This is a genomic window from Sinorhizobium kostiense, from assembly GCF_017874595.1.
GTDB lineage: Bacteria > Pseudomonadota > Alphaproteobacteria > Rhizobiales > Rhizobiaceae > Sinorhizobium > Sinorhizobium kostiense.
The window spans coordinates 356,351-376,461 of record NZ_JAGILA010000007.1 but is presented as its reverse complement, the minus strand read 5'-3'; the positions used below and the strand labels follow the sequence as shown (position 1 = coordinate 376,461).

General features: G+C 61.2%; 16 protein-coding genes and 3 pseudogenes. 10 read left to right on the top strand and 9 right to left on the bottom strand.

The features are described from left to right. Positions 1-153: 153 nt before the first annotated feature. The 3 genes from J2Z31_RS23345 (at position 154) to J2Z31_RS23335 (ending at position 2,880) form a co-directional block, all read left to right on the top strand. On the top strand, positions 154-1,101 hold the full coding sequence (locus J2Z31_RS23345; protein WP_209605097.1) for a carbohydrate kinase family protein: 948 nt from the start codon (positions 154-156) through the stop codon (positions 1,099-1,101). 70 nt (positions 1,102-1,171) lie between these two features. Next, on the top strand, positions 1,172-2,101 hold the full coding sequence (locus tag J2Z31_RS23340) for a pseudouridine-5'-phosphate glycosidase (RefSeq protein WP_209605096.1): 930 nt from the start codon (positions 1,172-1,174) through the stop codon (positions 2,099-2,101). 422 nt (positions 2,102-2,523) lie between these two features. Beyond that, complete coding sequence (locus J2Z31_RS23335; protein ID WP_209605094.1) at positions 2,524-2,880, top strand: hypothetical protein; 357 nt, start codon at positions 2,524-2,526, stop codon at positions 2,878-2,880. Between the two features lie 189 nt (positions 2,881-3,069). Here the strand turns inward: J2Z31_RS23335 and J2Z31_RS23330 are convergent, their stop codons facing one another. Further along, positions 3,070-4,389 carry a TadE/TadG family type IV pilus assembly protein gene (locus tag J2Z31_RS23330; RefSeq protein WP_209605092.1) on the bottom strand — a complete coding sequence of 440 codons (1,320 nt, stop codon included), beginning with the start codon at positions 4,387-4,389 and terminating at the stop codon, positions 3,070-3,072. Between the two features lie 457 nt (positions 4,390-4,846). Between J2Z31_RS23330 and J2Z31_RS23325 the strand changes: the two genes are divergently transcribed. From J2Z31_RS23325 to J2Z31_RS23315, 3 genes and pseudogenes are all read left to right on the top strand, one after another. Further along, positions 4,847-5,662 carry a chromate resistance protein ChrB domain-containing protein gene (locus J2Z31_RS23325; RefSeq protein WP_209605090.1) on the top strand — a complete coding sequence of 272 codons (816 nt, stop codon included), beginning with the start codon at positions 4,847-4,849 and terminating at the stop codon, positions 5,660-5,662. After that, positions 5,659-7,077, top strand: a complete 1,419-nt coding sequence (gene chrA, locus J2Z31_RS23320) for a chromate efflux transporter (RefSeq protein WP_209605088.1) — start codon at positions 5,659-5,661, stop codon at positions 7,075-7,077. The genes J2Z31_RS23325 and chrA overlap by 4 nt, the downstream gene beginning before the upstream one ends. Before the next feature lie 17 nt (positions 7,078-7,094). Then, positions 7,095-7,304: pseudogene (locus J2Z31_RS23315) on the top strand (MFS transporter); the annotation flags it as partial. 65 nt (positions 7,305-7,369) lie between these two features. Here J2Z31_RS23315 and J2Z31_RS23310 read toward each other — a convergent pair. Then, complete coding sequence (locus J2Z31_RS23310) at positions 7,370-8,203, bottom strand: alpha/beta fold hydrolase (RefSeq protein ID WP_209605085.1); 834 nt, start codon at positions 8,201-8,203, stop codon at positions 7,370-7,372. 307 nt (positions 8,204-8,510) lie between these two features. Here J2Z31_RS23310 and J2Z31_RS23305 point away from each other — a divergent pair, with 307 nt between their 5' ends. Further along, on the top strand, positions 8,511-8,816 hold the full coding sequence (locus tag J2Z31_RS23305) for a hypothetical protein (protein WP_209605084.1): 306 nt from the start codon (positions 8,511-8,513) through the stop codon (positions 8,814-8,816). 111 nt (positions 8,817-8,927) lie between these two features. Then, positions 8,928-10,307 (top strand): enoyl ACP reductase FabMG family protein, encoded by a 1,380-nt coding sequence (locus J2Z31_RS23300; RefSeq protein ID WP_209605082.1) that lies wholly within the window; start codon positions 8,928-8,930, stop codon positions 10,305-10,307. 25 nt (positions 10,308-10,332) lie between these two features. Here the strand turns inward: J2Z31_RS23300 and J2Z31_RS23295 are convergent, their stop codons facing one another. Genes J2Z31_RS23295 through nanR form a run of 6 tightly spaced genes read right to left on the bottom strand, consistent with a single transcriptional unit; the run spans position 10,333 to position 15,750 of the window. Next, positions 10,333-11,265: an N-acetylneuraminate lyase gene (locus J2Z31_RS23295; protein ID WP_209605080.1), complete on the bottom strand. Its 933-nt coding sequence runs from the start codon at positions 11,263-11,265 to the stop codon at positions 10,333-10,335. A 14-nt stretch (positions 11,266-11,279) separates the two neighbouring features. Continuing rightward, positions 11,280-12,215 (bottom strand): dihydrodipicolinate synthase family protein, encoded by a 936-nt coding sequence (locus tag J2Z31_RS23290; protein WP_209605079.1) that lies wholly within the window; start codon positions 12,213-12,215, stop codon positions 11,280-11,282. Further along, on the bottom strand, positions 12,212-13,492 hold the full coding sequence (locus J2Z31_RS23285) for a TRAP transporter large permease (RefSeq protein ID WP_209605077.1): 1,281 nt from the start codon (positions 13,490-13,492) through the stop codon (positions 12,212-12,214). Before J2Z31_RS23285 ends, J2Z31_RS23290 begins: the two co-directional genes overlap by 4 nt. Further along, the gene (locus J2Z31_RS23280) at positions 13,493-14,011 is read right to left on the bottom strand and encodes a TRAP transporter small permease (protein WP_209605075.1); all 519 of its coding nucleotides are present in this window, start codon (positions 14,009-14,011) and stop codon (positions 13,493-13,495) included. A 41-nt stretch (positions 14,012-14,052) separates the two neighbouring features. Next, on the bottom strand, positions 14,053-15,024 hold the full coding sequence (locus J2Z31_RS23275) for a sialic acid TRAP transporter substrate-binding protein SiaP (RefSeq protein WP_209605073.1): 972 nt from the start codon (positions 15,022-15,024) through the stop codon (positions 14,053-14,055). Positions 15,025-15,048: 24 nt separating this feature from the next. Then, a complete protein-coding gene (gene nanR / locus J2Z31_RS23270; protein ID WP_209605071.1) occupies positions 15,049-15,750 on the bottom strand; it encodes a transcriptional regulator NanR in 702 nt (233 codons plus the stop codon). 419 nt (positions 15,751-16,169) lie between these two features. Between nanR and J2Z31_RS30020 the strand changes: the two are divergent. Then, a pseudogene (locus tag J2Z31_RS30020) lies at positions 16,170-16,625 on the top strand (BA14K family protein); the annotation flags it as partial. A gap of 150 nt (positions 16,626-16,775) precedes the next feature. Beyond that, positions 16,776-17,234: pseudogene (locus tag J2Z31_RS30015) on the top strand (BA14K family protein); the annotation flags it as partial. A 15-nt stretch (positions 17,235-17,249) separates the two neighbouring features. Here J2Z31_RS30015 and cckA read toward each other — a convergent pair. Then, positions 17,250-19,871 carry a cell cycle histidine kinase CckA gene (gene cckA, locus J2Z31_RS23260; protein ID WP_209605068.1) on the bottom strand — a complete coding sequence of 874 codons (2,622 nt, stop codon included), beginning with the start codon at positions 19,869-19,871 and terminating at the stop codon, positions 17,250-17,252. Between the last annotated feature and the right edge of the window lie 240 nt (positions 19,872-20,111).

The following is a 20,111-nucleotide window of genomic DNA, read 5'->3' as shown; positions in this document are numbered from 1 at the left end:
TTGGCAATGGCACCTCAACGGTTTGAATAACATGCGTTATTTTCAGATCGTTCGGTTCCTGTTCACGGCCGTTGTACTCCCTTTCCTGAGGTCGTGCGGTCCTTCGCTTCGCTTCCCCGCAGGTCGTTCCGATTCGCACAAAGAGGTGCGTGAATGAGGCAGCATGAAATTGCCGTTTTCGGCGGCGCGCATATCGATCGGCGAGGCCGCATTGCCGGCCCGACCACACATGGGGCGAGCAATCCCGGCACCTGGTTCGAGGAAGCCGGCGGCGGCGGCTTCAACGCCGCGCGAAACCTCGCGCGCCTCGGCCATCGCGTGCGCATGATCAGTCCGCGTGGCGGCGACGCGTCGGGTGAGATCGTCGCTGTGGCCGCGGCGGCTGCCGGCGTCATCGACTGCAGCTTCACCTTTCTCGACCGCAAGACGCCGAGCTACACTGCGATCCTCGAAAGTGACGGCAACCTGGTCATCGCGCTGGCGGACATGGGCCTCTACGCCCTATTCTCGCCACGCCGGCTGCAGCAGCGCGCCACGCGAGAGATACTTGCGGCGAGCGATCTCGTCCTGATGGACGCGAACCTGCCTTGTGAGACGCTGCGGGCGCTGGTCGCAGCGGCAAGCGGCGACGACCGGATTGTCGCCGGCATCGCCGTTTCCCCGGCAAAGGTCGTCCGCTACCGGGAATGCCTTCCCGGGCTTGATTTCCTGTTCATGAACGAGGCGGAGGCGCGGGCGCTGACCGGGATTGAAAGCCCTGCCGCCGAGCAATGGCCTTCCCTTTTGCGCGCCGCTGGCCTCTCCGGCGGTGTGGTGACCCGCGGCGGCAAGGCTGCGATTGCCTTTGACCGAGGCGGCGCCTACCGCGTGACACCGCCGGCATTGCCGGCGCTTGCCGATGTCACGGGCGCCGGCGACGCTCTGGCTTCAGGGTTTCTCTCTGCCCGGCTTTCCGGCCTCGACCTCGCCGCATCTCTGCGGCACGGCATTGCCGCCGCCGTCATTACGCTCCGCTCGCCGTTCGCCGCCGCGGAGGAAATGTCCGCAGACAATCTCGACCGGACCTTGGCCCTTGTGCCGGCGCCGGAAATGCTGTCATGAGAACTCGACAGCCGAACTCCGAGCGGTCGTCGATTTCATGGCCTGCTCCAATTTCTAGAAGCAAAGAACGATGACGAAGCCATCCTCCCCTTTCCTGCCGATGGAATATTCCGATGAGGTCGCCGCCGCCAAGGCCCGCGGCGCGCCGATCGTCGCCCTGGAATCGACGATCATCACCCACGGCATGCCTTATCCCGGCAATCTCAACATGGCACGCAGCGTCGAGACGATCATTCGCGAACAGGGGGCGGTGCCCGCCACCATCGCCGTGATCCACGGTGTGCTCCACATCGGCCTTGACGACGCGAAGCTTGAAGCGCTGGCGAAGACTAAAGGCGCCATGAAGCTGTCGCGCGCCGACCTCGCCTTCGCCATCGCCGAGCGCCGCAACGGCGCCACGACGGTTGCCGCGACAATGATCGCCGCCGCCCGCGCCGGCATCGGCGTCTTTGCGACGGGTGGCATCGGCGGCGTTCACCGCGGTGCCGAACAGAGCTTCGACATTTCCGCCGACCTCGATGAGCTCGCCCGCACCGGCGTTATCGTCGTCTGCGCCGGCGCCAAGGCGATACTCGACATTCCGAAGACGCTCGAGGTGCTCGAGACCCGCGGCGTGCCGGTCGTCACCTACGACAGCGAAAATTTCCCGGCCTTCTGGTCGCGCGAGTCTGGGCTCAAAAGCCCGCTGATGCTGAACAGCCCCGCGGCGATCGCCAATTTCCAGCGGATGCGTGAACTGCTCGGGGTCGATGGCGGAATGCTCGTCGCCAATCCGGTACCGGAGGAAAACGAGATCCCGCGCGAGGAGATGGAAATCTATATCACCCGCGCGCTGGACAATGCCGCGAGCGAAGGGATTTCCGGCAAGGCGGTGACCCCCTACCTGCTCGACAATCTCTTCCGCATGACCGAAGGGCGCAGCCTCGAAACGAACATCGCGCTCGTCGAGAACAATGCGCGCCTCGCCGCGGAAATCGCCGTCGCACTTACCGCAGAATAGTCGCAGGTTTATCTGGCCGAACAGGTGCCGGCAGCGGCCGGCTTGACGGCAAAACGAGCGAAGATGCCGACGTCCGCGACCGCTGGCCGTTGTTCTGTGCCACCCTGAAACGATTCCGCCAGCACCGAGGCGAGCCAGGTTGACATTCCTCGCCTCAGCACCCTTTTCAAGGTTCCATCCGACGGACTAGGCCAAACGGCTGGTTACCTCAAGGAGAGGTATCGGCCAACCAGCCGAATGGATCAAAAGGCGCGATGAAGGCTATATCAGGCACAGCGCTGGCGTAACCGAAAAGGGGTCCAGCCCGACCTGTGGTGCCGCACCGTCGGCAACCACTGATTGTCCACCGGAGAATCTTCTCGTCCGCTGCCTGCTTGCGGGGTCGGTGACGGGAAGTTGGCCGCGAAGCTGAAGGGCAAGCGATGAGCCTGATGGAATGGTTCTTTCATAAGCCGGAGACTCGCAAAAACGTGGCGGTCCTAGAGGGCAGGCCGGTGCTCACCGGGGCCGTGGTCAAGACGGTTCCACGAGTGGTCGCGGCCAAGCCGAAGGAGGCAGAGCCGCCTATCAAGGAGGACTGGGACCGCTTTCTGTTGGGGCAGACGCTGATCGACACCCTCATTCCCCATGCGAGGAACCCGGCCCCCTTCTCCACCCACGAATTGCGCTATTTCACCAACCAGTGGATTGCCGCCATGTCCGAGGATGACCGGAGGGTCCTGTCCGAAATCCTCATGCGTAACACGGGCAAACGCGACTTCAACAGGAGGAACAGATGATCGCACCGAAAGCTGGACAAGGGGGTCGATGAAGTTGGCCGAATTGCGCGGAGTAGCCTCTGTAGTTGCCGTCCGCGCGCAAGCAGCTTCTTAAGAGACAGCGCTCAAGTGCCTGTATGCGCGGCCTCGGTCGAAGCAATCTTAATTTTCCATGATCTTCTCCACCCACTCCTGTCCTTCGGATGCTGCTTAGTGCACCAGCCGAATGGCGCCGGGATAATTGAATTCGTTGTCGGCGAGTTCGGCGCTGCAATCCATCTTGAACGTTGCATTTCCGGTGAGCGTGATCTCCTGAGCAATCAGCCGGACGCACTCGCCGCTTGTCTTTCCGTTGCCCGAAAATTGCAGTTCGGCCGCATCGGGGAGATAGACGATTCCGGTCAGCGAGGAATTGCTGTTGCCGTTGACCACCGCCCGCTCGGTATTTCCATGTTCGGCGACGATCGAGAAACCCGCCCATTCACCATCGAGCGACGGCGAGATGTCGAAGGTGGCGCCGCCCCGGATCATGAGATCGGCACCGTTCAGCAGAAAGAAGGTGACGCCCCTGCCGGTCACCACCGACTGGGCGGCTAGCTCGAGACGCCCGCCATCGATGATGTAATATCCGGGCTCGAGCTTGACGGTTCCCTTGACCTCGAAGGTGCCATAGGTGCCAGGCTTCAACGTCACCACATAGCCATCGGTGTTCTTCGGCGTCTTGCCGGTGCCGTTGCAATCGCCGTTGCCGCCGCCACCGCTGACATAGTTCACGCCGCAACCCGAAAGATCGACCCAGGCGGACGTCTTCGGCATCGCCTTGTCCGCAAACGGATCCGAGACGCGCGGCGATCCTTCGACGGCATGCTCGCAGTCGAGCGTAATATGCTGCGGCGAACCGTAGATGCCGCCCGCCGCATAGAGGCACTCGGCTTTCAGCCTGCCCGTCCCCCCGACATAGATCGACTCGTTGTGGTTCGAGTTGGAAACGATCGCGCATCCGGTCATGTCCGCGATCGCGCTGCCGCTGACGTTGAATGCGCGCTGGGCCGTGGGGTGGAGGGCCAAGATGCAGGCTTCTGCGCCCGCGCTCCTGGCAGCCACGGCCTGGCGCCGGATCTGGAATGGCATCCGATCGAGAAATGGCGGCGTGTACTCCATGACATACTCCGCCGTGGCAGTGTCTTCATTGACATCGCGGGTGAATGTCACGCTCAAAGCCTCTTGGGGGTCGGTTCCAATCGACCCTCCAGTCGCCGGCGTCGTATAATTGCTCCAGAAGAACTTCGCGCCTTCCTGCTTGGCTGCTTCTTCAGTCGCCCCTTCGCCATAGGCTCTCACGGATCCGAGTGCGGCGGAATCCAATGCGTTCTGGATCTTTTCCGTTTCGAGATAGGCATCCACAAAATCGATCGCCAGCGCCGCCGCTCCGATGATCGGCACCAGGCCAACAGCGCCCAGCAGCGAAAAATTCCCATTCCTGTCGTATGCCAGTCTCCTCAATTGCATGCGGAAATTCTGGGATCTCATAGCGTCCGCTCCGAAATAGGATCACAATTTTTTTTAACTACTACTTTCTATAGAATTTTTTACAGAGTGCATCTCTTGCGAGCTAAATGCGTAGGAATATGGCCGTGCTGCCTACTCGGCGGCACGGTCTGTCGGTCGGCGTTCCCGCGATTGCAATGACGAGAGTGCTCCGACAAAAACAATTCAAGGTTATTCGCTAAACATTAACAACAGGTGAAATGCGCTTGATCCCTGGCCGCGTGCGAAAGTCGCCAGTCGCATTTCCGAGACAATCCCTATTCCCACCACTGCAGGGACGCCGCCATTTACCGCCTATCCGTCCGGACCGGCTGCGAAAGGTTCCGTGCTTGACAGAGCCGGACAAAGAGCGGAAAACACTGCGCATGGGGTTGCGATCACCCCACGAGGCGACAGCCGAAGCATCGCGTCCGATCAACCGGTAGACGGAGGACGCGCCATGTCGTCACTTATGGAAATCTCTCCCGAAAAGCTTGCACGCCTTATCGGCACCCCGAAATGCCCCGCCCTCGTCGACGTGCGCATCGACGAGGACTTCGATGCCGATCCTCGGCTGATTCCCGGATCGGTACGGCGCGACTACCGCGGATTACAGCTCTGGCTCGATGATCTCCATGGCCAGTCGGTCGTGATCGTCTGTCACCGTGGTAAGAAGCTCAGCTACGGCGTCGCCGCCTGGCTTCGCAATGCCGGAATTTCGGCCGAGGTGCTCGAGGGTGGCTTCGAAGCCTGGGCCGAGGCCGGTCTCCCGGCGGTGCCCGCCTCTGCCACGCCCAAGCGGGACGAACTGGGTCGCACGGTCTGGGTGACGCGCACGCGGCCGAAAATCGACCGGATTGCCTGCCCGTGGCTCATCCGCCGCTTCGTCGATCCGGGTGCCGTTTTCCTGTTCGTGGCCCCATCGGAGGTCGAGGCGGTGGCCGATCGCTTCCAGGCAACGCCCTTCGACATCGAAGCTCCGGTCCGCTGGAGCCACCGCGGCGAACTCTGCACGTTCGATGTGATGGTCGAAGAATTCGGTCTTTCGACGGAACCGCTCCTGCGCCTCGCCAGGATTGTCCGCGGCGCCGATACGGCTCGCCTCGATCTTGCTCCACAAGCGTCCGGCCTGCTCGCCGCATCGCTTGGACTGTCACGCATGTACGCGGACGATAATGAACAACTTGAGGCAGGCTTGCTCCTCTACGACGCGTTCTACCGTTGGTGTCGCGACGCAACCGACGAAACGCACAACTGGCCGAAAAAGGGAGCATGAAGTTGACCGACATTGTACGCGACGGTGATGCCACGTCGGAGCGCCAGCCGTTGAACCACGGCATTTCCTTCGCCGAGGCGCTGCGCGTCTGGGTACGCGTCGCTGCCTTGAGCTTCGGCGGTCCCGCCGGACAGATTGCCATGATGCATCGCATCGTCGTCGAGGAAAAACGCTGGATCGGCGAAACGCGGTTCCTTCACGCGCTCAACTATTGCACCCTGCTTCCGGGTCCGGAGGCGCAGCAGCTTGCGATCTACATCGGTTGGCTCATGCACAAGACCAAGGGCGGGCTGGTGGCGGGGACCCTGTTCGTGCTCCCCGGCGCAGTCGCCATCATGGCGCTGAGCTGGATCTACGCCATCTTCGGAAATGTCGGAGCCGTTCAGGCGTTGTTCTTCGGGTTGAAGGCCGCGGTTCTGGCGATCGTGCTCGAGGCGGTCCTGCGCATTGGCCGTCGGGCGCTCAGGAACAATGTCATGATCGCGATCGCCGCTGCGGCGTTTCTCGCACTATTCCTGTTCCGCGCCCCCTTCCCTCTCGTCGTCTTCACTGCCGGCCTCATCGGCTATGTCGGCGGACGGGCGGGCTGGGCTGCATTCCAGGCGAGCAACGGGCACGGCAAAGTCGGCGGCAAGCAGGTCGCCGACATAGAGACTGCACTTGGCGAAGAGGTGCCGGCGCACGCGCGCCCACCAATCAGCTGGTCGCTCAAGGTCGCTGGCGTGGCACTCTTTTTGTGGTTCGCGCCGGTGCTTGCGCTTCTGGCGTGGTTTGGCCCCGGCAATGTCTTCACGGACATTTCCGTCTTCTTCTCGAAGATGGCTATGGTCACCTTTGGCGGCGCCTACGCGGTTCTTTCCTATGTCGCCCAACAGGCGGTCGAGCACTATCACTGGCTGAAGCCCGGCGAGATGCTTGACGGTCTCGGCATGGCGGAGACCACGCCCGGGCCGCTGATCATGGTCACCCAGTTCGTCGGTTTCATGGGCGCCTATCGCGACCCGGGTCCGCTCAACCCGCTGCTTGCCGGCACACTTGGTGGACTTCTGACAACCTGGGTGACCTTCGTGCCTTGTTTTCTCTGGATTTTTCTTGGTGCGCCCTTCATGGAAACGATGCGCACCAACAAGGCCCTGTCCGCCGCACTGGCGGCGATCACCGCCGCGGTGGTCGGCGTCATCTTGAATCTGGCCGTATGGTTCGCGCTGCACGTGCTGTTTCGAGAACTCTACGAAGCACGCGGGCTCGGCATGACGATCGACATTCCAGTGTTGAGTTCAGTCAATCTCGCCTCGCTGGTGCTGACGCTTGGGGCGATGATCGCGGTGTTCCGCTTCAAGATCGGCATGCTGACGGTTTTGGCCGGCTGCTCGCTCGCCGGCCTTTTCTCCGGATTGCTCATGGGGTGGGTCTAGCACGGCGAGCGAAAGCGATGATGTCGCTGCGAGGCACCCACCCGGCCACATATCTCTTGGCGGCGCGAGCATTGCGCGACTTCGCGGACGGCTTCGTGGCCATTCTTCTGCCGGTTTATCTGATCGCCCTTGGGTTTTCGCCGCTGCAAGTCGGTGTCATCGCGACGGCATCACTCTTTGGCTCGGCGCTCTTGACAATTCTCCCAGGCTGCTCACTGCCCCGACGTAAACGGCCCGAGGCGGACGTTAACGAGCGCGAGGAGAAGTAGCGTCATCCCACGTATCGATCCATTTATCGGTCTTCGCCTGCACGCGACAGAAATGCGTTCAGCCGCTCCTGAACGAGATTTGGGACTTCGAGTTGAGGCAAGTGGCCGGTGCGGGGGAGTGTTTCGAACGATGCCTGCGGAATAAGCGCATGAAGCGCTTTGCCGCGCTCCAGCGGAATCCATGGATCGTCCTCGCCCCACAATATCTTTACCGGGCATCGAATATCCCCGTACATCGGCTCGACTTCGGCGGTATATCTTTCATCCGCTTGCGCGAATTGCCGATAGAAGCTTCCTCGTCCTTCCTCCGACAGCCATGGCAGGACAAGCTTCTCCAAATCTCCGGGATCGACGTCGTTTACGATCGCTCCCTTTATGTACGCCTCCACAATCGCCCTGTGGATGTGCGGCGGCAGCCCCAGAAAGGCGTCCACATTGCGACCGACGTGATCGAAGAACTCCGATCCCCAAGGCCGCATAGCCACGACATTCATCAGAACATACCGTTTAAAGTCGCAGCCATGCAGCAAATGTGCTCGTAGTGTCGTTGCTCCACCGAAATCATGGGCAACGATCATAGGCTTCTTGAGGTCCCAGTACGCGAGCATTTCGGCGAACACTTTCCCTTGCACATCAAGAGATGTGCGATACTCCGCGCCCTTGTGGGATTGCCCATATCCAGGCATGTCGTACCAATGCACACGATACCGCCTTGCAAGATCCGGAATAATCCGATGCCATGAGAACGAAGACCATGGCCAACCGTGGGCCAGCACGAGTGCAGGCCCGCTCCCGAGTCGACCTGCTGCTACCGTGCCCGCAGATGTTTGTACGGTCTCATCGAGTTTCCACGACATCCTATATTGTCCCTCGGTCTTCCGGACCGGCAATTGCATTTCCGATGGGATTTGCGAAGTCACGGCAGTACCCACCGCGCTCAATAACCTTGCAGAGGATATGTGCAAGCGCAACCTTGGGTAACGGATTCACGCATCAGATCGACTTCTCGGCGGTGGCCATAGGGTTGAGATATGACTTCGCGCTGTCAGGAGCATGAATTGGCCCGCGCACCTGCCATCGCGCTCGTTCCGCTCGCCTGGGTTCCGCGAAGCCCGACTTGAACACATGCGGTCAAGCGGCTGTATTGGCGAAAGCCTCGGGAACTTGGACGGCTGCTTCCGGGTGCATCCCCAGCGGCTCCCAAATATAGCCGTCCAGATCCTCGAAGCAGCGGCTGCAAATGAACGCCCTATCCTGCGGCTTTTCGCGCGCCTCGTGTTCACCGGCCGCGACCGCCATTTCGGTGATCGCATCCGCCGCCTCGCGGCGATCCGGATCTCAAAAAGATCCGCAGAAACACTGGGCCGACTCTGGGAAGGTTTGATGATCGAGGCTCTGACCGGGCTTGTCGTCGTCATCACGCTCGCGGCCTACCTGGTCGTGACGCTTCGTGCGGACTTCACGCTTTGAAATGAACGGTCATTTAAAATGACTTCCCATTACGGGGTTAGTACGGCCATGTGATTATCGAAGCTCGTCTGAGCCACCGCTCGACGGCTAACGAACCAAAGAGCTGACTGCATGGAAAACCCGGTCGCATTGAATCGCATCGCCGAAAACAGCGTCTTTCGTAAAGGTGATGTTTTCGTCCTCTTCGGTGAACTATTCGGTCGCGGATATGCGACTGGCTTGCTCGACGAAGCCCGGCGGGCCGGAATGGAGATCGTGGGCATCACGGTCGGGCGGCGCGACGAGAACAACGCACTGCGGCCTCTGAACGCCGAGGAACTCTCTGTCGCCGAGGACCGACTGGGCGGCAGGATTATCAACATACCTCTCATGGCCGGTTTCGATCTCGACGCTCCGACAGGAGGCCCCACTCCGACCGATCTCCTCGCAACAATGACGCTGGAGAGCTGGGAACATGACAGGCTCGACTGGGACTACATTGCGCAGTGCCGGGACATTGCCACCTCACGGTTCACGAATTCGCTTTCACAGGTCATGGCCGTTCTCGACGGAATGATTGCCGACGGCCGCAATGTCTTCTTTGCCCATACAATGGCCGGAGGCATCCCGAAAGCGAAGGTATTCCTGGTTGTTGCCAATCGAATCTACAAGGGACGTGGTCCCCGCCACATGTCTTCGCAAGCGCTGCTCGACAGCGACATGGGCAAGCTCATCCTGCAGAATTTCGACGAAGTCTCCGCAATCACCTTCCAACATCTTATCGACTTCAGCGCGGCGATCCGCGAACGCGTAGAGGCATCGGGTGCTCAGGTCCGGTACACGGCCTACGGTTACCATGGAACGGCAATCCTGATTGACGGCAGCTATCGTTGGCAGACCTACACCAACTACACCCAGGGTTACGCCAAGATGCGGCTCGAAGGCATCGCGCAAGAAGCCTGGGCAGCGGGTGTCAAAGCAACCGTCTATAACTGTCCCGAAATCCGAACCAATTCGTCCGACGTGTTCACGGGCATCGAACTTCCCCTGATACCGCTGCTCCTCGCCTTGAGGAAAGAGAACGGTGGCCAATGGGCAGAGGACCAGTGGCAGGCATGCCAGCAGCTTCTGGCAGACGGCTTCACGATGAAGGATGTGTTCCAAAAGATTACCGATATGCAGGCCAACGAGGTCATGCGTCCGTTTTACGACTTTTCGGCGTGGCCCATGGCAAACAGCCAAGCACAGGCCGATCTGACCATTGGCACGTCCAACGAGATCACGCAGATGCATCGGGACAGCAAGGCGATGATCAGCGACCTCCTGAGTGCTCTCGTGGTGGAGGCGACCGGGCAGCTAATTTTTGGCGAGTCCTCAGATCCCTCTGGCCCCATCCAGTGGCTCAACCACGATATCGTGGCGCGCCGACTTAACGCCTCCCACCCGCAAAGGAAGTCTCCCGCGCCGTTGATCGCGCAAGGGGCGAAAGATTCTCAGCTTGAGTTGGCCTGATAGCCTTCCAATCTAGCTCGCTCCACTAGCCTCGGCTAAGGGCGGCTTTCCCAGCACCCTCCTGTGATCTCTGCGCGCGGTCTTCACGCCAGGCGAGGATGGGCGCGATGGCTCCCCGAAGCTCGGTGAGATCGGCCGTCTCGAGCTTACGGAACGGACGCCGTGATGGTCCGCAGTCCACGCCCATGATGCCGAGCAACGCCTTGGACCCGGGCATTACTCCTACTTTGATCAGCACCTGGATCACCCCGTTGGCCATAACCTGCAGCCGCCGTGCTTCCTCGATCCGTCCTTCCTTTGCGCACGTCCGCAGGGCAGCAAACACATCTCCCATGAAATTATAGCTCGTGCCGATGGCACCCTGCGCCCCCATCGCTAAACCGGCGAGGCACATTTCGTCGTAACCATTGTAGACGATCGCGTCAGGCACTGCATGGCGGATGCGCTCGAGTTGGAACATGTCGCTGGATGTGTGCTTGATACCGATGATATTTCGATACGAGAGGAGCTCGACCAGTTCCGGCAGAGTGAAGCCACTGGCGCGGGCGGGAAAATTATAGACGATAAGCGGCAAGCCGGAGGCGTCAGCCAGCTCTCGATAGTGCGCCATAACCTCGGGCCGCGAGAAATCGTAGTAGAAGGGCGCAATCGCGGAGATTGCGTGATAGCCGGCTCTGGCCGCGTGCTCCGAAAGCTGCAACGCGTCTCGCGTTGCGATCGTGCCGATATGGGCGATCAGCCCGAGGCGACCGGCCGCCGCCGCAGCGACATCGGCCAGACAGGTCACGCGCTCCTCCACCGACTGGAGCATCGCTTCGCCCGAGCTGCCGCCGACATAGAGGCCGTCGACACCCAGTCCGACCTGAAACTCGACCAGCGGCCCGATCGCCTGCCGGTCGATGGCTTCGTCTTCGGAAAAGGGAGTAAGGAGGGCCGAATAAATCCCTTCGAGTTTCATAATTCTGTTCGCTTTCAAAGGCTTGGGGGGAAAAGTTCGGGCAGTTCGTGACGGGCCGCAGCGCCAAGCTGCAGAGCAGCCTCTCGCGGGGCGGAGGCGTAAGGCCAGAGAAGCTTGGGGCCGATCGGGCACCAGCCGCCGGCCGCAGCCATCGCTTTGTCGAGAGCGGCGTTCGACAGGCCGTAGCGTGCGCCAAGCGGCAGGACATGCTCCTTCATGAAGCCGACGACGCGCGCCTCGAACGCGAGGGCGGCCTTCGGATCCTCACCCAGCTGCCACCACCACCGCACGGCGCCGGCAGGGCTCAGGCACGCGACATTGGAATACGATCCGCGGCCACCCGCGAGGCAGCCGCTCGCCATGAAATGCCCCGGAATGAAGACGGAGAGATGTGTGAGCTTCCGGCGAAGCTCCTCGTACCAGATCTCATCGCCTCCAGGTAGCTTCGCGCCGATTAGCATGGGCACAGCCTGCTTAAGCCTTGAGATCTCGTCGAGGTTCAGCCGGCGCTTGGCATGGGGGGGATTGTAGAGGACCAGCGGAATGTCGGGTGCCGTTGCCGCCATACCGACGAGGAACCGCTCCGCTTCGTCATAGCTGGGAGCCCACCAGTCAGGCAGGATGACCTGAACCGCGTCGGGCCTCACTGCTGCGACGCGGCTGAGCCGCTCGCGTGCAACGCGCGCGTTCGTGTGCGAGACCCCGATCTGGAAAGGCAACGCAACGCTGCGGCAGAAATCGGCGACCACTTGGCTCAAGTGATCGAACTCTTGCTCCGTCTGGCTTTGGAATTCGCCCGCCGTGCCATTGGTATAGATGCCTTGGAGTCCACTCGCGTGAAGCACCGATAGCTGCTCCCGCAATGCTGTCCATTCGATCCCGCCTCTTTGATCGAGCGGCAACAGCACCGCTCCCCAGACGCCCTCGGGTGGCTTGGCGAGAGGACTCATCGGTTGGCTCCGAGCATCTGGTCGGGAATGAAAGTGACGAGTGCTGGAAAGACGGTGATTAGCGCCAGCACGATGAAGAGCGGGATGAGCAGAGGAAGTATCCCGCGGGCAAGCACGCCGAAGGGAATGTTGGCGACCTTCGAGACCACGAACAGCGCTACCCCCATGGGCGGTGTCAATATGCCGATCATCAGGTTGAACACCACCATGACCCCGAAATGGACGGGATCGATGCCGTATTGAAGTGCGGTTGGAACCAGAACCGGCACGATCAGCAGCAGGATCGCCAAGGCCTCGATGAAGGTGCCGAGCGCAAGCAGCATGAGGTTAACGAGGATCAGGAAAGTGAGAGGATCACTCGAATAGTCGAGGAAGAACGCGGCGACCTGCTGAGGCACCTGTTCCCGGGCGATCACATAGCCGAACAGGGACACGCCCATGATGAGAAGACCGACGGCGGCCGTATGGCTTACGGTTTCGCGGAGCACCGTCACGAGTTTTGCGAAAGTGATTTCGCGGTAGACCACCACACCTAAGAAAAGAGCATAGGTGGCAGCGACCACAGCCGCCTCGGTCGGCGAAAAGATCCCCGCAAAGATGCCGCCGATGATGATGAAGGGCGTTATGAGCGGGAAGACCGCCCGCCAGAAAGTAGACCAGATCCGGCGAAGGCTCGCCCGCTGCTCGGTCGCGTAGTTCCGCCGCCACGCAATGACATAGACCACAACCATAAGAGAGGCTGCGCAGAGAAGGCCCGGCACGATACCGCCCAAGAAAAGTCCACCTATCGATGTGTTGGCGATCACGCCATAGACTACGAGAGGAATGGAGGGCGGGATGAGCGGCCCTATGATGGCGGACGCAGCCGTGATCGAACCGGAGAACTGCTCGTCATAGCCGGCGTCGCGCATAGCCTTGATCTCAAGTTGGCCAAGACCGGCGGCATCGGCGACGGCCGAGCCGGACATGCCGGAGAACATCACGCTCGCCATGATGTTCACATGGCCGAGGCCGCCCCGGATATGGCCGACAAGTGCCTTGGCGAAATCGAAAATGCGCTCGGTCACGCCGGAAAGATTCATCAGTTGAGCGGTGAGGATGAAGAAAGGGACGGCAAGCAGCGGAAAGCTGTTCAGGCCGGCGACCATTCGCTGCCCCGCAAAATTCAGTCCCGTGCCCTGCCAGAGCATATAGGCGAGCGCCGCCACAATCAGCGTGAAGCCGACCGGCATGCCGGCGGCCAGAAGAGCGAACCATCCGCCGAAGAGCGTCGCCATCTAGAGAAACCTTTCGGAAGGGGTGTCGACGATCGGTCGGCGGCCACTTAAAAGCGTTCGCGCATCCCGCGCCATCACAAGCATGATCCGGACCGCCGCAAGCAACCCGAATACCGGCAAAGCTCCATAGAGCCAGGATTCGGGCACGCCGATCGCAATCGACATCACCTTGTGGGCGCGCATGGCACCAAACGAGCCGTAGTATACGAGGATGAGGAGGGCGCCGAGCACCAGGAGGTCCAGAACGAGGCGCAGGATGAGCTGCGCCCGTTCCGGAAGCATCATCGGCACGATGTCCATGGTGATGTGCGTCCGCGAGGTGAGGCCCGCCGCCGCACCGAGCGCCACCAACCACACGAAAGCGTAGCGAGCCGCCTCCTCTGTCCAGAACAGCGGATCGCGGAGGATGAATCGCGTGGCGATCTGCAGCGCGATGACGACGAAGGCGAAGACCAGAAGGATCGCCGCCAGGGTCTCTTCAAGGTGGGCAAGGCTTCGCCACCGGCTTCGATTGGCCATAGCTGGAATCTCGGATTAGAGGGCGTTGGCGCCTGCAGCGCTCAACGGAGATCGAGCAGTTTCTGCACCGTGCCGGCACCAAACTTCGAGTCGAGATCCTCATAGACAGGCTTCATCGCGTCCCGGAAAGCCGCCTTGTCCGGCTCGACGACGGTGATGTCGCGCTCGCGGAAAGCGTCGACGAGGCTCGCTTCCTTTTCCTTGACCAGCTTGTTATTGAGGGCGCCGCCCGCCTCAAAAGCCTCCATCACGACCTGCTGGTCGGCGGGGTCCAGCGCGCTCCATGTATCTTCCGACACGAGGATGAGCTGGTCCTGCACCAGATGTCCGGTCAACGAGACGTGCGACTGCACCTCGGTGAACTTCATCGAATCGATGATGGGCAGCGGATTTTCCTGCCCGTCGACCTGATTGGTTTGAAGCGCAAGATAGACTTCCGCGAAAGCCACTGGCGTGGGGCTGGCGCCCATCGCCTTCGCCCAGGTGAGAAGCGGTGCCGAATTCGGCACGCGCAATTTCATGCCGGCGAAATCGGCGGGCTTTTCGATCGGCTTCTTTGCAGTCGTATGCCGCGTCCCAAAATACCAGGAATCGACCATGCGCCACTTGTGCTGGGTTCGCATCTCCTCGACGATACCCTTACCCCAGTCCGAGGCGATGATCTTTTGGAGGTGATCGAAATCACCGACCACATAGGCTGTGCTCGCAACCACGGCGCGGGGAACCCAGGCATCCATTCCCCCGAACGGGTTGAGGGTGAAGTCGAGTTCGCCGAGCGTGACTTGCTCCATCATTTCGGTGAAGGTACCGAGCTGGGAATTCGGGAAGATCTCCAGGGTCAACCGGCCGCCGGACTTCTCCTTGATCATACGCGCCGCCTCCGTGACGCCCTCGAATTGCGGATCACCGGCAGTGCCCTGCATCCCCAGCCGCAATGTGCGCGCCTCTTGAGCGGATACTTGGGACGCCATGAGAAGGCCCGCGAGTGCGAGCGACAACAATCCTGTTTTCATTGAATGCTCCTCCCTTTGTCGCCCTTATGGGCTTTTTCGCCTGTATTTGCGTTCTGCACTCTCCAGATGTCGGCGCATGACACGGCCCGCACGCTCCGAGTCGCGGGCGCGGATTGCCTCTACGATCGCGACATGCCCCTCGAAACTCTCCCTGTTCGAAACCTCCGGCCGGTCCGGCAGAGGCCGCCGACTGATCAGCCAATCGACAAAAGCATCATGCACGGCGACGAAAATGGGGTTTGAAACCATCTCGGTCAGCGTCCGATGAAAGGCGACATCGGTCATGGCAAAGGCACGGGCCTTACCGATGGCTGCCTCATTGCGCGCAAGCGCGGCCTCGATCGCCTCAATTTGGTCTGCCGTAGCATGGGTCGCGAGGTGGCGCGCGCAGCCCTCCTCCAGAAACAGGCGCGCCTGCTCGAAATTGGCGACTCCCTCTGGCCGGCCGAGCAGCATGCGCGCTGCTCCTGCCAGGGAAGACAGGAAATGATCGGGCGTGGGCCGGGTGACCTTGGCACGTTCGCCAGTGTTGATCTTCACCAGCCCCATGCGCTCCAAGGCGTAGAGTGCTTCCCGGATCGAGGGACGCCCAACCCCGAACATCTCCATCAGGTCCCGCTCCGAAGGAAGCATGGTGCCGGGAGGATAAACCTCCTCCCGGATCATCTCCTCGAGTCGGAGCCGGACTTCGTCCGACAGTTTTTTTCGAATGGCAAGGCTGCTCATGGTCTAACTGTTAAGGTGTTATACCACTTATGTCAAGAGACACTCCCCATGTCCGGTTCGCTAAGGTTATGGAGGTTAGAGATCTGCTGAGACTCAGCTACGGAGCGCGACCACTCACGGCTGTAGGTGAGACGTCTTGCGCGCTCGACAATGCACACTGGGGCCGACCGGGAACGCAGGTCGTACCACACCGGGTCGTGCAGGCAGAGCGACTTGTAACGCTTGCGCCAGCTGTCGCCCGGTCGCTCGGCGCTGAAGATCAGCTACGACCTTTTACTGCTGCTGCAGTTCCGGCACGTCAAGCCACCTGAGGAAAGCTGAGGTCGCAGCGTCTGTGACGACGCTAAAGTTCTCATGTTTCGCCGGAACTTGAGACGGAGCCGTCGCATTCTTCGTATGGATAATCGAAGGAGGGTAACGTGAAAGGGTTGTTAGCAGGACTTTGCGGGTTCGCGCTTTCCCTCGCGCTGTTCCTGAGTGGGGCTGCCGTCGCAACTTTCATCCTCTCCGCGAAGCCAGCGCGCGAGCCGCGGCTGGACACGAATCAATCTGAAGTATGGTCGGAGGATCCGCGGGCAGTGAACACAGCGGCGCAGCAATTCGAGCGACTGCCGGCTCGCGCTGCCCCAACTGGTCCGACGTCCAGGGTGACTGGAACAACGGCCGCAGAGGCCAAACAGGAACTTCGCCCGGAACCTCGTGCGACCACAACCCGCAACGGGGCCGTGGAAGAACTCCCTTCAGAGCCGTTGGACGCGACGATCACCGGCACGATTCGACCGGTGCCCAGCGAGGAGCAACCAGCATCATCGACCTATTCGACGGCGCACGTCGAATGGTGTGCGCGCCGCTATCGGTCTTACCGTCCACACGACAACAGCTATACACCGTCGAGCGGCGGTCAACGGACCTGCGTCTCGCCCTACATGGATGAAGCCACCAGTTTGCCAGAGGGCGAAAGGGAACTCTCCCCGGAAGAGGTGACCACAATTACAAACGGGGCCGAGGAGGAATTCCTTTCGGCGCCTGAGACCACAACCGGCAACGGAGCCGAGGAGGAAGTCCCTTCGGAGCCTTTGGATACGTCGGTCACCGGCTCTATTCAACCGATGCCCAGCGAAGAGCAGCCGGCGTCGTCAGCCTACCCGGCTGCCCACGTCGAATGGTGTGCGCGCCGCTATCGCTCTTACCGCCCACAGGACAACAGCTACATGTCCTTCAGTGGCGGCCAGCGGACCTGCATCTCGCCCTACATGGATGCGGCGAGGGATCTATCAGATGACGCTTCGCCGCCACCAAGCGACAGCCATGTGGAAGAAATCGCCTACCCATCAATGGAAATCGATCTCCCGGCTGACGCGAATGAAGGCATAAACCTGACGCAGGAACACATCAGCTATTGCTTCAGCCGCTACCGTTCTTATCGCCCGGAAGACAACAGCTATCAGCCTTATAGTGGCGGGCCGCGCAAGCAGTGCCGGTAGTGGGTTCCAACCGCTTCAGGAGTCCAGCATTTCCCGTACGGCAACCGCCAATTGCTTCAGCGAGAACGGTTTTGGCAGGAAACCGAATTTGGCGTCGGCCGGGAGATTGCGTGCGAAGGCATCTTCCGCATAGCCGGAGACGAAGATGAACTTGAGGTCCGGGTACTTCTTGCGCAATTCGCTGAGCAGCGTCGGCCCGTCCATCTCCGGCATCACCACATCCGAGACGACGATGTCGACCGCGCCGTTGAGTTCGTCCATGATGTCGAGCGCCTCGATGCCAGAGCCGGCCTCGTAGACCTTATAGCCGCGGGTCTCGAGCATGCGCTTGCCGCCGCGACGGACGGCTTCCTCGTCCTCGACGAGCAGTACCACGGCGGAATCCCCGGTGAGATCGGTCGGCTCCGCCTGCGTCCCCGGCCTTGCGGCCGGCGCCTCCTTCACATCTGTCGATACGGCCGGGGCGGCAGGCGCTTCGGCCATTGGCTGCGCCTGGCTCTCAGCGGCTTCGACATGGCGCGGCAGGAGTATACGGAATGTCGTCCCCTTGCCGACCTCCGATTCCGGATAGATGTATCCGCCCGATTGCTTGACGATGCCGTAGACCATGGACAGGCCGAGGCCGGTGCCCTTGCCCACCTCCTTGGTTGTGAAGAAGGGCTCGAAAATCTTGTCCATGATCTCAGGCGGAATGCCGGAGCCGTCGTCGGAGACCTCAACCATGACATAGTCGTCCTCCGGCAACTCCCGTCGTCCGAGCGCCGCTACGTCGCTCGCCGGCAGGTTCCGCGTGCGAAGCGTGATGGTGCCGCCCCCAGGCATGGCGTCGCGCGCATTGACGGCGAGGTTGAGCAGCACCTGCTCGAACTGGCCGAGATCGGTTTTCACCGGCCAGAGGTCACGGCCATAGTCCACCTCCACCCTGACATTGGTTCCGGTCATCCGGTCGACCAGCATTCGAAGATCGCCGATCACATCGGTGAGATTGAGCACCGTCGGTCGCATGGTCTGCTTGCGCGAGAAGGCGAGGAGTTGTCGCACGAGCACGGCTGCGCGATTGGCATTGCGCTTGATTTCCATGAGATCCGCGAAGGTCGCGTCCGCCGGCCTTGCCGAAAGCAGCAGGTGATCGGCGGAAAGCAGGATAGCGGTCAGCACATTGTTGAAATCGTGCGCGATGCCGCCGGCAAGCGTCCCGACGGCATTCATCTTCTGCGTCTGCGCCATCTGCCTTTCAAGCGCCTTCTGCTCGGTGATTTCGAGCGCGTGGATGATCGCCGCCTCATCCGGCGCCTGATCGCTTTGGTCGATGACGGCGTTCACGTAGAAGCGGAAGTGGCGCCCGTCATCCGTCGGATGCAGGGCGTCGATCGGCGCGATGTCGCTTTGCCGGTCCTTTGCCGCCGCCAGCGCCTCGGCGAGCCGGTCCCGCTCCGTCTCGTGCACGACCGAGTCGATCGTTACGCCTCGCTCGACCTCGTCCTGCGAAACGAGGCCCGCGAAGAGTTTCAGGAACGGCGCATTGGTTCTGAGGATGCGGCCGTTTCCATCCACCGAAGCGATCGCCATCGGCGTATTGTTGAAGAAACGCGTGAAGCGCATCGCCGCATTCGATGCCGACTGGTCGCCATCCTCGCCCTCGCGCGACATGACTATGGTCCGGCTTTCTCCGGGTGCTCCGTCGCGCATCGAGGAGACGCGGTGGATCAGCCGCACCGGCAAGCTCTGGCCGTTCATCTTGCGCAGATCGAGGTCCAGCAGCTTGGTCTTCTTGAGACCCGGCTCGGCCTGAACCGATTGCACGAGCGTCAGCCCCTCGCCCGCCACGAGATCGCCAATGCTGATCGAGCCCGGCCGAAACTTCGTGAGGTCGATCCCCAGCCAGTCGGCGAGCGTCGCGTTGATATAGAAGATCTCACCCTTGCGCCCGGCCGAGAAGAAACCAGCGGGCGCATGGTCGAGATAGTCGATGGCGTTCTGCAGTTCCTTGAAGAAGCGTTCCTGGTCGTCGCGTTCGGCGGTGATATCGGCGATCTGCCACAGATAGAGCGGATTGCTATCGGCATCTTCCAGCGGCAGCACGCGCGCTTTCAACCGGTACCAATGGGCCCCGGAACCGCCCGCGGTACCGTTTGCCAACGGCTTCAGCAGGCGGAACTCCTCGTGTCCCTGCTTGCCCTCATGCAAGCCGTTGGTGAGGCGATAAATCGCCTCGGTCGCCTCGCGGTTACGCGACAGGATCGTCTCGAGCGATTGTATGCCGGCCGCGCTCTTCGCCCCGGTCAGGGCGCCGTAAGCGGCATTGGCGTAAATGATCCGCCCCTTGCGATCGGTGACGATCGTCCCGTCCGCGTGGCCATCGAGGAAGGCGCGCGCCAGTTCGTCCGGGCGGGACTGCGGCATGACTTCGATGAAGCCGATCACGGAGGATACGAGAAAGAATATCCCGACCATCGCCAGCACACCGAGTATGCCGAGGACGATTTCGTTTTCGAGCTGGTTCTTGAAAACGACGAAGGCAGCGGCCGAAGCGGTCAGCACGATTGCAAGGACGATGATCCTGAAGACCGTTCCCGGCCGCACGCCCCGGTCAACGACCGGCATCTGGTAGTCACCTGACTGCCGCAATTTCGTCATCGGGTCCTCACCCTGCTGGCGGGTTCGCACGCTGCCGTCGCGGCACCGTCCCGCCCGCTCACAGCGCCGCGCATCCCGTGCGGACGCACAAGGCCGCTGTGATCCATCGAATTCCTGCATATCCTCAAAACGGGTCCGGTTAAAGGACATGCAGTGGCCGGCGTCCGACACGGTCCTCGCGAACCGGCACTCGCCGTATCTGCTCCCCGTCCGTCGAACTGGAATCATCTTTAACAATCA